11 protein-coding genes are annotated in these 13,354 nt (G+C 70.5%); 6 read left to right on the top strand and 5 right to left on the bottom strand.

Going from position 1 to position 13,354, the window contains the following annotated elements; translation table 11 throughout:
- Positions 1-14 precede the first annotated feature (14 nt).
- Positions 15-3,953, bottom strand: a complete 3,939-nt coding sequence (locus tag OG858_RS23985) for a glycoside hydrolase family 2 TIM barrel-domain containing protein (RefSeq protein WP_319067694.1) — start codon at positions 3,951-3,953, stop codon at positions 15-17.
- Positions 3,954-4,220: 267 nt separating this feature from the next.
- Here OG858_RS23985 and OG858_RS23990 point away from each other — a divergent pair, with 267 nt between their 5' ends.
- The 4 genes from OG858_RS23990 (at position 4,221) to OG858_RS24005 (ending at position 8,383) form a co-directional block, all read left to right on the top strand.
- Positions 4,221-5,168, top strand: a complete 948-nt coding sequence (locus tag OG858_RS23990; RefSeq protein WP_327748645.1) for a hypothetical protein — start codon at positions 4,221-4,223, stop codon at positions 5,166-5,168.
- A gap of 43 nt (positions 5,169-5,211) precedes the next feature.
- Positions 5,212-6,162, top strand: a complete 951-nt coding sequence (locus OG858_RS23995; RefSeq protein WP_319067696.1) for a hypothetical protein — start codon at positions 5,212-5,214, stop codon at positions 6,160-6,162.
- Positions 6,163-6,339: 177 nt separating this feature from the next.
- Positions 6,340-7,713 (top strand): serine hydrolase domain-containing protein, encoded by a 1,374-nt coding sequence (locus OG858_RS24000; RefSeq protein WP_086752132.1) that lies wholly within the window; start codon positions 6,340-6,342, stop codon positions 7,711-7,713.
- A gap of 76 nt (positions 7,714-7,789) precedes the next feature.
- Complete coding sequence (locus tag OG858_RS24005) at positions 7,790-8,383, top strand: 3'-5' exonuclease (RefSeq protein WP_319067698.1); 594 nt, start codon at positions 7,790-7,792, stop codon at positions 8,381-8,383.
- 103 nt (positions 8,384-8,486) lie between these two features.
- Here OG858_RS24005 and OG858_RS24010 read toward each other — a convergent pair whose 3' ends face one another.
- Positions 8,487-8,972, bottom strand: coding sequence for an HIT family protein (locus tag OG858_RS24010; protein ID WP_319260537.1), 486 nt, complete (start codon positions 8,970-8,972; stop codon positions 8,487-8,489).
- A gap of 59 nt (positions 8,973-9,031) precedes the next feature.
- Between OG858_RS24010 and OG858_RS24015 the strand changes: the two genes are divergently transcribed.
- Both OG858_RS24015 and argG read left to right on the top strand, forming a co-directional pair.
- The gene (locus OG858_RS24015) at positions 9,032-9,439 is read left to right on the top strand and encodes a VOC family protein (RefSeq protein ID WP_319067700.1); all 408 of its coding nucleotides are present in this window, start codon (positions 9,032-9,034) and stop codon (positions 9,437-9,439) included.
- 356 nt (positions 9,440-9,795) lie between these two features.
- On the top strand, positions 9,796-11,247 hold the full coding sequence (gene argG / locus OG858_RS24020; RefSeq protein ID WP_086749246.1) for an argininosuccinate synthase: 1,452 nt from the start codon (positions 9,796-9,798) through the stop codon (positions 11,245-11,247).
- 199 nt (positions 11,248-11,446) lie between these two features.
- Here argG and OG858_RS24025 read toward each other — a convergent pair whose 3' ends face one another.
- The 3 genes from OG858_RS24025 to OG858_RS24035 all read right to left on the bottom strand — a co-directional run bounded on the left by OG858_RS24025 (position 11,447) and on the right by OG858_RS24035 (position 13,243).
- Positions 11,447-11,662 (bottom strand): hypothetical protein, encoded by a 216-nt coding sequence (locus OG858_RS24025; RefSeq protein WP_086749245.1) that lies wholly within the window; start codon positions 11,660-11,662, stop codon positions 11,447-11,449.
- Between the two features lie 48 nt (positions 11,663-11,710).
- Positions 11,711-12,571, bottom strand: a complete 861-nt coding sequence (locus OG858_RS24030) for a serine hydrolase domain-containing protein (RefSeq protein WP_256960542.1) — start codon at positions 12,569-12,571, stop codon at positions 11,711-11,713.
- Positions 12,572-13,054: 483 nt separating this feature from the next.
- Entirely contained in the window at positions 13,055-13,243 is a 189-nt protein-coding gene (locus tag OG858_RS24035) for a hypothetical protein (RefSeq protein WP_086749247.1), read from the bottom strand.
- Between the last annotated feature and the right edge of the window lie 111 nt (positions 13,244-13,354).

A 13,354-nucleotide genomic window follows, 5' to 3' on the forward strand; every position in this document is an offset into this window, starting at 1 on the left:
CGCCCTCCGGCCCGCTACTTCGTCGCCGTCGGCCTCCTGGACGCCGCCGTCGCCCCGGCCACGTCCGTCAGCGGGCGCAGGCGGTACGTGTACGAGTAGTCGCGGTTGGCGAAGAGCTTGAACTCGTCGTGGGTGTGGGCGCCCCAGCTGTTGTCGCCGCCGACTCCCATCTGGCGGTGGTTGACGCGCAGGACGACGGTGTCGCGGGGGGTGAGGTGGTAGTCGTGGCGCAGGCCCGTCGACAGGTCCTCCGGGGTGAAGTACGAGGCGTTGACCTCGATCAGCGAGTCGCCCGAGACCAGCAGGCCCACCCCGTCGCGGTCGGTGACGGCGGCCCAGCGGACGTCGGTCTTGTTGCCGTTCTCCTGGGGGCGGATGTAGCCGGACCACTGGTCGGCGACATCGCCGGAGTAGAGACCCACGTCGGTGCCGTTGTTGCGGTCCCAGTGGTTCTCCTCGGGGCCGCGGCCGTAGTAGTGCAGGCGGTCGAGGCGGCGGTTGAGCAGGAGGAGGTTGCCGACCTCCGGGATGTACGGGAGGGAGGCCGCACCCGGGTGCAGGGTGTTGTCGACCTTGATCTCGCCGTTGCCGAACACCGTGTAGGTGGTGCTGTACGTCGACTCGGTGGTCGTCGGGAGGGTGCCGGTGACCTTGATCTCCACGGCCCGGTCGTCGCCCAGGGGGCGGACGGTCACGGCCGTCACCTTGCGGTTCGTGCCCGCGTCCCGCCAGGTCTGGTTGCGGGTGTGCTGTCCGTTGCCGTGGTCGTTGTCGGTGGGGGCCCGCCAGAAGTTGGGTACGGGGCCGGAGGAGATCAGCCGGGTGCCGCCCGCCTTGTACGACGTGATCGTGCCGCTCGCCTTGTCGACGGTGACGGAGAAGCGGCCCGGGTAGCCCTTGCCGGTGACCGTGACGGCCTCGTCGCTCTCCTCGTACTTGAGGACCGGGACGTCCGCCAGCGGTACGGGTGTCACCGCCGGGCTGTCCGCGTCGACGGGCAGCTGCTGCCGCGCCACCTCGAAGCCGGATTCGGCCCAGGGGGTGGCGTCCTTGGTGGTGAAGGAGAGTTCGAGGAAGTACTCGGTGCCGGGCGCGGGGGAGGCGGGGAGGCTGAAGGGGACGGTGATGTCCTTGGTGGACAGGGGGCCGACATCCAGCTGGTCGCGGGTGAGGCGGCCGTCCTGGATCTTCTTGCCGTCGGCCACCAGGGTCCAACTGCCGTCGAGTTCACGGAGGTTGGTGAAGAGGTACTCGTTGGTGAGGGTGACCGTCTTCGAGGCCAGGGTGTCGCCGTCGCCCGCCGGTGTCGCGTGGACGGCCTGGTAGATGCGCTTGACCTCGGCCGCCTTGCCGGTGTGGCCCCGGTCGGCCTTGACGATGCCGTCCGCGACGAAGGCCCCGTCGTTGGGGTTGTCGCCCCAGTCGCCGCCGTACGCGAAGAACGATCGTTCCTTCGCCCTGCTCTCCGCCACCTCGACCGTCGCCGCGTCGAACCAGAACCGCACCCCGTCGTCGCCGGGCCCACGGCTCCCGGAGGCCAGCTCGGTCCGGCTCAGGGCCCGCGCGTACACGCCGGCCCGCCGGATCGTGCCGCTGAACTCGCGCGTCGGGTTGTCCGTGTCGGTGCCGAGCGCGAGCGGCGCCGTGTTCACGCTGGGCCGCCGGGTCGTGGTGCGGGTCGCCTTCACCTCACCGTCGACGTAGAGGGTGAGGGAGCCGGCCCCGGCGTCGAAGACACCGGCGACATGGTGTTCGCGGCCGGTCCAGCCCTCGGCCGGAAGCCCCCAGCTGACGCTGACCCACTGGCCGCCGCCGTAGATGAAGAACTCGATGCTCTTCTCGCTCTGCTTCAGCGCGTACTGGGTGTCGCCCTTGGCGACGAGCGGCTGGTGGCCGCCGGTGACGTGCGGGGTGACCCAGGCCTCCAGGGTCAGGGAGCCGGTGAGGTCCAGGGCCGGGTCGCGGGTGAAGCCGGTGGCACCGGACAGGCCCTTCTCGCGGCTGAACGTTCCTGCGGCGGTGAGGAGTTGACCCTGCAGCCCGCTCGGGCCGGCGTCGGTGAACACCTTCAGCCTGGGGATCGGCCAGGTCAGCGACTGGTCGACGAAGTCCCAGATCCAGCCGCCCTGGAGGACGGGGTAGCGCCGTATGAGGTCCCAGTACTTCTTGAAGTTGCCGGTCGAGTTCCCCATCGAGTGCGAGTACTCGATCATCACGTACGGCCGGGTGTCCGAGGTGTCCTTCGCCCGCTGCTCGACCCGCTGCGGACTGTCGTACATCTCCGAGCGGATCTGGCTGATCGTCGGCCGGTCGTCGCCCTCGTACTGGATGACGCGCGTCTTGTCGTACGACTCGATCCAGTTCCGCATGGCGACGAAGGAGGAGCCGCCGCCCGCCTCGTTGCCGAGGGACCAGATGACGACGGAGGCGTGGTTCTTGTCGCGGTGGACCATGTTCCGGGCGCGGGCCACGCAGGCCTTCGTCCACTCGGGGTCGTTTCCGGGAAAGCGGTCGCGGATGCCGTGCGTCTCCAGGTTCGTCTCGTCGACGAGGTAGAGGCCGTACTCGTCCGCCAACTCGTACCAGAGCGGGTTGTTCGGGTAGTGGGAGGTGCGGACGGAGTTGATGTTGAGGCGCTTGATGATTCCCATGTCCTCGACCAGGTCGGCGCGGGTGAGCGCCATGCCCCGGTCGGGGTGCATCTCGTGCCGGTTGGTGCCCCGCAGGGAGACCGGCTTGCCGTTGATCCGCATCAGCCCGTCCTTGAGGGCGAACTCGCGCAGGCCGACGCGGTGGGAGAGGGTCTCGACGATCTTGCCGCGCGGGTCGCGCAGGTGGAGCACGGCCGTGTAGAGGTTCGGGTGCTCGGCGGACCACAGCTCGGGCGAGGGGACGGCCTTGGCGGCCTGCACGGTCACGTCCTCGCCTACGGCGGAGGCGCCGACGGCGACGGACTGGACGAGGGGGCGCGACCAGACGGCGTGGCCGCCGCTGTCGTAGAGCTGGGTCTCGACGGAGTACGCGCCCTCGTGCCCGGCCTCGTACGCGCGGACGCTCGCGGTGACGGACAGCTCGGCGGTCGTGTAGCCGTCGCCGAGCGGGGTGTCCAGCTTGAAGTCGCGCAGATGCACGGCCGGGGTGGAGTAGAGGTAGACCGAGCGGAAGATCCCGCTCAGCCGGATCATGTCCTGGTCCTCCAGCCAGTCGCCGTCCGAGTACCGGTAGACCTCGACGGCGATCTGGTTCGACCCCGGCTTGAGGTGCTTGGTGATGTCGTACTCGGCCGGGTCGTACGAGTCCTCGTGGTAGCCGACGAGTTCGCCGTTGATCCACACGTAGTGGGCCGACTTGACGCCCTCGAAGTGCAGGAAGGTACGGCGGTCGCCGGCGGTCCAGTCCTTGGGGAGGTTGAAGCTGCGCCGGTACTGGCCGACGGGGTTGTAGCGGGTCGGCGCGTTCGGCGGCTGCGCCTCCTCGCCGAGACCGTTCGGGCCCCACCAGGGGTAGGTGATGTTGATGTAGATGGGGAAGTCGTAGCCGTGCAGCTGCCAGTTGGACGGCACCGGGATCGTGTCCCAGTCGCTGTCGTCGACGTCCGTCCTGTAGAAGTCCTCGTCCCGGTCGCCCGGCCGATCGACGTACGCGAACCTCCACTTGCCGTCGAGGCTCAGCCGGTACGGGGAGCGGGTACGGTCGCCGGTGAGCGCCTGTCTGACGTCCGCGTACGGCATGAGGGTGGCGTGGGGTGGTTCGGCGCCGACCTGGAAGAGGGCCATGTTGCCGGACCACTCGGGGGTGCCGTCGGCCGTCGTCCCACTGAAGGGGGCCGCGTAGGCGTCGCCGCCGGAGACGGCCAGGGCGCCGAGGAGGGCGGCCCCGCCTTCGAGCAGACGGCGGCGGCTCATGACGGGGCGGACTGCGGGGGTGCCTGTGTGCGGGTGCGGGTGGGGCATGTACCGGGGCCTTCCTCGACGACATTGGGGAGTGCACGTGCTGAGGAGCGTTCGATGCGTCGGATGCGTCTGATGCTGTCCGAAGTTGTTGAAAAACCGGGCCCACCCTAGGACTTCGAACAGAAGGGGAGCAATGAATCTGTCGCACTTTGTGCGGTCGTGAGGGTGGGAGAGGGCGGGGAGAGGGACGGCACATGGGTGCGCCCACGTGGGTGCTGCCCTGGTGTTGCCCCGGCCGTGGCCCGTCCCGCCGCTTACGGTGCCCCCATGGTGGCGGGTGTGGCATGGGCGTTGTGCGCGGCGGTGTGCATGGGTACGGCGACCGTGCTGCAGGCACTGGGCGCGCGGCGGGTGGCGGCGGCGAAGGGTGCCGGCGGAGGCGCGCGCGGCCGGGGGCGGAGCGTGGTGGAGGTGCTGCGCGGCTGGCCCTTCCTCGCCGGGGCGGGCCTGGACACGCTCGGCTTCGCGGCGCAGGTGGTGGCGTTGCGGCTGGTGCCGCTGTTCCTGGTGGAGGCGGCGGTGGCCGCGTCGCTGGCGGTCACGGCGGTGGGCGGCACGGTCGTCCTGGGGCTGCGGCTGCGCCGGGCCGAGTGGAGTGCCGTGGCCGTCGTGTGCCTGGGGCTTGCGACGCTCGCGGTGTCCGCCGGGCGCGCGGGCGACGGGCACGGCGACATGGGGCTGCGGGTGGCGGTGCTGGTCGCGTCGGTGCTGGTGGTGGCGGGCGGCTGGGCCGTGGGCGGCCGGCTGCGGCGGGGCAGGGCCGTAGTGCTGGGCGCGGCTGCGGGCCTCAGCTTCGGCCTCACCGCGATCGCCGTACGCCTGCTGCCGGACGCGACCGTCCCCGCCGTCCTGGCCCAGCCGTCCGCCTACGCCGTCGTCGTCTCCGGTCTCGGCGGCTACCTCCTCCTCGTCCAGGCCCTCCAGTCCGGCTCGGTGACGGCGGCCACGGCGGCGATGGTGATCTGCGAGACCGTCTGGCCGGGCGTGTTCGGGGTGGCGTGGCTCGGCGACTCGACGCGGGACGGATACGGGTGGCTGGCGGTGGCCGGGTTCGTGGGCTGCGTGGGGGGTGGGGTGGCGTTGGCGCGGTTCGGGGAGGCGGGGGAGTCCGGGAACGCCGGTGGTTCCGGAAGATCCGGAGATTCCGGGGATTCCGGGGATTCCGATGGTTCCGGGAGGCAACCTCCGGGGCCGTCGGCGGCGACAGAGAGGTGAAGTGAAGGCACGTGAAATCCCGCCCCCACCAAGGGAGTTCACCATGCGCACCATACGTAACCAACGCACCCGCATCGCGAGACTGCTCACCGTGCTCGCCGCCGTCCTGGCCGTGCTGCTCGCACCCGGCCTGACCACCCCGTCCGTCGCTCAGGCGGCGAACGACCGGTCCGCCCAGGATCGGCAGACGGAAGCCCGGGCGCAGACCCGGGCCGAGGCGGCGGTCACCGCCGCGGCGGCCGTCTGGAACCCGCCCTCGAACCTGGTCCAGCCACTGGGCGAGGTCTGGAACCACGTCGAGTCCACGTACGGCAACCTGTACGGCTTCCGCAACTACGGCTGGGACCAGATCATGGCCAACCGCGGAAGCGTCAACTACTGCGTCCGCTGGGAGTCGAACCAGCCGGTCAGCACCGCCCTGCGCGACCAGATCCACGCCGCGCTGAAGAAGCAGTTCGGCAAGTGGATGGCGGCCATGGTCGACAACGGCCAGGGCCACAACGCCTGGCCGTACACCAACGTCCCCGTCAACATCGTCGGCTGGGCGGTGAAGAACCGCTCCACCCTCCAGTGGAGCGACAACTCCGTCGACATCTACACCAACATGCTGGACGGCGCCGGAGCCCCGCAGTGCGCTCCCGACTGCGGCCGCTTCTTCCACCAGGACGGCAACTACTCCCGCTGTCCCGGCGGCGCCGCCCGCCACTACGACCAGTCCCTCTGGCTCACCGAAGGCTTCGGCGGCGGTGCCGGCGGTGACTGGGGACAGCGGATGGGCCGCTCCTACTTCACCGGCGCCCTCAACCAGGAGAACATCCACATCTATCTGCACGAGGTCGGCCACACCTTCGGCCTCGACGACTTCTACGACTGGTCCCCGACGGGCCAGTGCTGCTTCCTGATGAAGGCCGGCAGCGCCGCCCAGATCACCGAGTTCGACAAGTGGATGTTCCGTGACTTCTGGCGCCACATGAAGTCCCGCTACGGTCTCTGACACCCCACCCTTCACCGACGTGCGCGGGGCCGTGACAGATGTCATGGCCCCGCTGTGAAGGCGGTCGTCCACGGGAGGGATGTGGAGCGCACCGGCTGTTCGTGACAATCGCCTGACAGGGACCGGGAGTTGACCGTCCGGGACCATCGGGAACGTCAGGATCGAGGGGGACACGCCGTGCGTATCAAACGTCTCGTCGGGACCGCGCTGGGCACCACGCTTCTGCTCGTCACGGCGGCGCCGACGGTGTCGGCCGCACCCGGGGCGAAGGGCCCGCCCCCGGCGCCCACCGGGCTGGACCGGGCCGAACTGCGGGACACGCTCGACGCGATCCACGAGGCCGGGATGTACGGCACGTACTCGTCGGTGCGTGACGGCCGGGAGCGCTGGACCGGCGCGTCCGGGCTGGCCGACGTGGACACGGGCCGCAAGGTCACCCCGAACATGCGGCACCGTATCGGCAGCATCAGCAAGACGTTCACGTCGGTGGCGATCATGCAGCAGGTGGAGCGGGGCCGGATCAGCCTCGACGCCCCGGTCACCGACTACGTCCCCGAGCTGTTCGACGGGAGCGGCGCCGACCGGGAGCGCGGCGACGCCATCACCGTACGCATGCTCCTCAACCACACGAGCCACATCGGCGACTACGTCCTCGGCGCCTTCCCCTCCCTCCTGGAGAACCCCACCGCCAGCCTCGACGAGGGACGCTTCCGCTCGATCAGGCCCCGGGAACTGGTCCGGCTGGGCCTCGCCGCCGACGCCACCGGCAGCCCCGGCGCGCAGCCCGGCGCGTACTCCAACACCAACTACGTCGTCGCGGGCCTGATCCTGGAGAAGGTCACCGGACAGAAGGCGTCGACGTACATCACCCGCAACGTCATCGAGCGAGCCGGGCTGGACAACACCTCGTACCCGCGCACCCCGTACATCAAGGGCCCGCACGCCAGGATGTACGAGTCGTTCTACGGGCTCATCGACCCGCCCCGCGACTACAGCGTCTACGACATGTCCTGGGCCTACACCGCGGGCGCGATCGTCTCCACGACCGACGACCTCAACCGTTTCTACCGCAAGCTGCTCACCGGCGGCGGCCTCGTCGGCCGGGCGTCCCTCGCCGAGATGCGGCGCACGGTCCCGGTGGAGGTCGCGCCGGGCGCCGCCATCGACTACGGCCTCGGCATCTACACCCTCGACCTCCCCGGCTGCGGGCGTTTCTGGGGCCACGACGGCGGGGTCTTCGGCGCCGGCACGATCAGCCTCACCAGCGCCGACGGCAAGCGCCAGCTCTCCTTGGGCCTGAACCTGATGAAGTACCAGCGCCTCAACGAGGACGGTACGGAACTGGAACCGAGCCCGATCGACGAGGCGATCAACATCCACCTCGTCGAGGCGCTGTGCCCGGCACCGGAGACGGGGGAGGAGCCGGGCGCGGGCTCCGGGGCGGCGCTGAAGTCCCGGATCGCGGCGGCGGACACCGGGCGGATCCTTCCGGACGGCCTGGTGGGTGTGGATCTGTCCACCGGGAGCCGGCCGGTGGCCCCGAACCGGTAGGCCCGTCACGGAGTCACGGCCGTTGGTGGGTAGAACGCTTCCGTAACCGCCCTCGCACCCCAGGGAGAGTAGCGTTTTGCCCACCTTCGTCATCTTCGACCTGGAGTTCACGACCTGGCCGGGGGCCATGGACCAGGACTGGTCGGCCCCCGGCCAGTTGCGGGAGATCGTGCAGATCGGCGCGCTGCGGCTGAGCGAGGAGTACTCCGTCGTCGAGGAGTACGAGACGCTGGTCCGGCCGGTGGTGAATCCCCGGCTCTCGCCGTTCTTCACCACCCTCACCGGGATCGACCAGCGGACGGTCGACCGGGAGGGACTGCCGCCCGCCCGTGCCCTGAGCGACTTCCTCGCCTTCTGCCAGGGGCGGTCCGTGCTCTCCTACGGCAACGACATGCTCGTCCTCGGCGAGAACATCGGCTGGGCGCGGGCCCGGGGCGAGGCGATCAGGCACAACGCCCTCAACCCCGGCTTCCTCAACATCCGCCCCTGGCTGAACACCGTCGCCCCGGCGACGACAGGCAGCAACTCGGGCCGCCTGTGGCAGGCCCTGGGCCTTCCCCGGCCCGCCCCGGGCGACGAACACTCGGCTCTCTTCGACTGCCACTCGATCGCGGCGGCCCTGCGGCACCTGGCGGGGACGGGGGCCACGTTGCCGCCGGGGCTCCTCTGAGGGTTCGGTCGGTCTCGTGAGGGGGTGGGGGCGGTCGGCTCGCGCGGGGCGAGGGGCTGGTCGGCCTCGTGAGGCGGGGGGCCGGTCGGGTATCGCGCGGCGGTCAGGGGGCCGGGTTGTTCGCGAGGCGGTCCAGCTCGGCGCCGATCGCCTCGCGCAGCTCGTCGTGGGGCGGGCCGAGCGCGTACCGGTCGTCGCTCCACCGCTCACGCGGATACAGCCACACCGGCCTGCCGACCAGCTCCGCCGGCTCCCACTCGTAGCGCGGCCACACATGCGCGTGCAGAAACGGGTCCGTGTTCCCGAGGATCTCCAGATTGACCCGCCGGAACGCCGGATCCAGCCGCCCGCAGGCCCGCTCGACGGCCTCGCCCAGCCGGTCCAGGTCCGCGAGGAACGCGGTCCGCGCGTCCCTCGGCAGCTCCGACAGCCGCCCCACCGCCGGGTCGTCCACGAGCAGCACGCAGTACCCCGGCAGGAACTGCGTGTCCCCGATCACCGCGAACCCGGCCGTGAGCCTCCGCAACACGGTCGGGTTCGCACCCCTGAGCGCGCTTCCGATCCGCTCGTTCCGCCAGTCCTCAGCCATGGCCGGTGACTTTACAATCGCCGTCCCGCCGCCCGACCCCGAGTCATCCAGGAGCCGTTGTGTCCGACGAACCCGCCGTCCGCGAACTCCGTCTGGTCGTCACGGCCGCCGACTACGACGCCGCGCTGCACTTCTACCGCGATGTGCTGGGTCTTCCCGAGCGGGCGGCGTTCTCGTCCGACGGCGGGCGGGTGTCGATCCTCGAAGCGGGCCGGGCGACGCTGGAGATCACCGATCCGAACCACGCGGCGTTCATCGACGAGGTGGAGGTCGGCCGTCGCGTGGCCGGTCACATCCGGGTCGCCTTCCAGGTGCACGACTCGACCGCGACCACGGCGAGACTGGCGGCGGCCGGCGCCGAGGTGATCGCCGAACCGACCCGCACCCCCTGGAACTCCCTGAACGCCCGCCTCGAAGCCCCCGGCGACCTTCAGCTGACCCTCTTCACCGAACTCGACGACGCCTGACCGGGCGAGGCCCTGACCGGGTGACGCCCTGACCGGGTGACGTCGGGCCGGGCGTCGCAGGGTCGGGCGTCGCAGGGTCGGGTGACGTCGGGTCGGGCGCCGCAGGGTCGGGCGACACGTGACCGGGCGCCGCAGGGCCGGGCGTCGCAGGGACGGGCGTCGCAGGGTCGGGCGCCGCAGGGTCGGGCGACACGTGACCGGGCACCCGCAGATTGGGTGGCGCAGGGCCGGGTGCCTCCTGATCGGATGAGCCGGATCGGATGGGCCGGGCGACATCTGACCGGAGCACTCGGGACGTGAGGGCCGTCACCGAGGTCGGCTTTGCATGATCATGCGTTGGCATGCATAATATTTCTATGTCCAAGGTCCTCACCTCTCTTCCGGCCGGCGAGCGCGTCGGCATCGCCTTCTCGGGCGGGCTCGACACCTCGGTCGCCGTCGCGTGGATGCGCGACAAGGGTGCTGTCCCCTGCACCTACACGGCTGACATCGGCCAGTACGACGAGCCCGACATCGCCTCGGTGCCCGGCCGCGCGAAGACCTACGGTGCCGAGATCGCGCGCCTGGTCGACTGCCGCGCCGCGCTGGTCGAGGAGGGCCTGGCCGCGCTGACCTGCGGCGCGTTCCACATCCGCTCCGGCGGGCGGGCGTACTTCAACACGACCCCCCTCGGCCGTGCCGTCACCGGCACGCTGCTGGTCCGGGCGATGCTGGAGGACGACGTCCAGATCTGGGGCGACGGTTCGACCTTCAAGGGCAACGACATCGAGCGGTTCTACCGCTACGGCCTGCTCGCCAACCCGCACCTGCGCATCTACAAGCCCTGGCTGGACGCCGACTTCGTCACCGAGCTCGGTGGCCGCAAGGAGATGTCCGAGTGGCTGGTCGCCCACCAGCTGCCGTACCGGGACTCGACGGAGAAGGCGTACTCCACCGACGCCAACATCTGGGGCGCCACCCACGAGGCCAAGACCCTGGAGCACCTGGACACGAGCCTGGAGACCGTCCAGCCGATCATGGGCGTCCGGTTCTGGGACCCCGAGGTCGAGATCGCCACCGAGGACGTGACGATCGGCTTCGACCAGGGCCGCCCGGTCACCATCAACGGCAAGGAGTTCGCCTCCGCCGTCGACCTGGTCATGGAGGCCAACGCCATCGGCGGCCGCCACGGCCTGGGCATGTCCGACCAGATCGAGAACCGCATCATCGAGGCCAAGAGCCGCGGCATCTACGAGGCCCCCGGCATGGCCCTCCTGCACGCCGCGTACGAGCGCCTCGTCAACGCCATCCACAACGAGGACACCCTCGCGCAGTACTACTCCGAGGGCCGTCGCCTCGGCCGGCTGATGTACGAGGGCCGCTGGCTGGACCCGCAGGCCCTGATGATCCGGGAGTCCCTGCAGCGCTGGGTCGGCTCCGCGGTCACCGGCGAGGTCACCCTGCGGCTGCGGCGCGGCGAGGACTACTCGATCCTCGACACCACCGGCCCCCACTTCAGCTACCACCCCGACAAGCTCTCCATGGAGCGCACCGAGGACGCCGCCTTCGGCCCCGTCGACCGCATCGGCCAGCTGACCATGCGCAACCTCGACATCGCCGACTCCCGCGCCAAGCTGGAGCAGTACTCCGTGCTCGGCCTCCTCGGCTCCGGCAGCCCCGCGATCGGCGCGGCCCAGGCCGCGGCCACCGGTCTCATCGGCCGGCTCCCCGAGGGCGGCGCCGAGGCCATCGCCTCCCGCGGCGAGACCACCGGCTCCGACGCCGACGAGCTGCTGGACCGCGCCGCGATGGAGTTCGGCACGGACTGATCGCCGGCAGGCAGCGTACGTACGAAGGGGTCCCCTCGACACCAACCTGTCGAGGGGACCCCTTCGCATGCGCCGGCGGCCACCGCCGCCGGTCACGCCGTCAGGGGCTCCCGCTCTTCTTCAGCGCGTCGAGGACGTGCCCCGCCGCGTACCGGATGTGACGGGAGGCGGGCTGATCCCGGGGCACGGGGCCCAGGGATCAGGAGGACTGGTCAGACCCTCCGAGGGTCGTGCTGTCGCCGGTGCTGCGCGAGCCGGAGCCGCGGCTCGCCTTGCGGGTCAGCTCGCCGCCGAGGAGGGTCGCGGTGGCCACGCCACGCACCCAGCGCGGGGCGTCCCCCCGAGCAGCCCAGAAGACGCAGACGCAGCCGCCGATGACGAGCAGGACGACGACGGACAGTATGAGCACGAGCATGCCCGACCCCTCTTCGTGTGATGGCCCGCGCCATCCTCTCAGAGGCGCCTACCGTGCTGTGCGCAGGTAGTCCAGGCCGACCCGGTCCGTCACCTCGTACGAGCTGTTCAGCCGGTGGACCACTGTCCAACGGCCGTCAGGCACGGCACCGGCGAACACCGATGCCGTTCCTGTGGCTCCGTTGTGCCAGATCAAGGGCAGTGGCCCCGTACGCTGCCATCCGGGTGCGGGTTCGCCGAGTGAGCGCTCGATCACGAGGCCGGTGAGCACCCGTGACAGGGTGCGGGGACTGGCCCACAGGCCGCCTGCGGGCAGGATGGCTCCCGACATGGTCCACGGTTTCGCGCTGCGCCCGAACGCCGTGGTCGGCACCAACCGGCTGTGCTGCGGGGGTCGGGCGCTCATCGCGTCGCGCGGCAGGCCGAGGGGGGCGAGTACGTGTACGGCGACGAGATCACCGTATTCCTGTTCCGTCGCCGCGGTCAGCGCCGCCCCCAGTACCGCGTAGCCGAAGTTGGAGTACTCCTCGCGCTCGCCGGCGGGGGCGCCGACGAGACGGTCGAGACCTGAGAGCAACTCGTGCAGCCGGTCGTCGGTGAACTTCCGGTACGGGTCCAGGCGGGTGGTACCAGGGGGCAGTCGAGGCAGACCCGAGGTGTGTTCAGCGAGGTGGCGCAAGGTGATACCGGTCCCTGCCGGGACGCCGAGCCATCGTTCGACCGGATCGTCAAGCGTGAGCGCACCTTGTGCGGCGAGCTGCTGCAGGATGGTTCCGGTAATGACTTTGGTGAAGGAGGCCACCTCCACGAACTTGTCGGGGTCGTGATGGCCGGTGAGGATCGGAGCGTCGTGGGAGCTGCCGATGATGCAGCTGGGGACGAGGCTCCGGGTCATTGATCTGCTGGTCACAAAGATCAATTGAAGGCTTTCGCGCAGCCGTTGCCGAACCGGGTTCGCAAGAACGCGACAACCACGGTCCGAGGACCGACCAGAACGCGAGAGCCGTCGCCGCGATCAGAACCACCAGTCCGACCAACCAACCGACGCACCCCACACTCCCTTTCCTTTCCTTTCCCTTCCTCTCCCTGGCCCGGTGCGCCTTTCCCTCCCCGCCCGCTGAGCCCTCAACGGTCTTGCCGGCCAGGGAATATGGCTTGATCAGCGCCGATGGGTTTCCCGGGTCGTTGATCGGCGCGTGGGTGAACCGGCGGGGGACACCGGTGAGCGAAGTGGCCGGCCGACGGGTGTGAAGCGCTCGTGGCTCAGCCGCCTGGACGCGGGTTCCCGGATCACCGTCCCGGTGACCCGGGGCCGGCGGGGCGATTGTGGACGAGCGCCGAAGTGGGGACCCGATCGCGAAGCCCTGCCGACGTCATCCGCCGGACGGGCCGCTCAGGCGCGCTGCCGCTCGCCCCGGCCGCGCAGGAGGCTGACACCGGCGCCGAGCGACACGATGCCCATGCCGACGGCGGTGGCCATGCCCTGCGCGCCGTCGACGACGAAGGGGGCGACCGCGGCGACGGTGAGGTTGAACAGGAACAGGAACCACAGGACGGGCTTCGAGCCGAGCAGGGCCTTCATGGGGGTTTTCCTTTCGGAGGAGCCGGCGAGGTCCGCTCGACCTCGTGCCTCGACGATCCCGTCCGGCGGCCCTCGCCACGAGGGAGCCCTCTCCCGGAACGGGGGTGTAGC

Source organism: Streptomyces europaeiscabiei (assembly GCF_036346855.1).
Lineage (GTDB): Bacteria > Actinomycetota > Actinomycetes > Streptomycetales > Streptomycetaceae > Streptomyces > Streptomyces europaeiscabiei.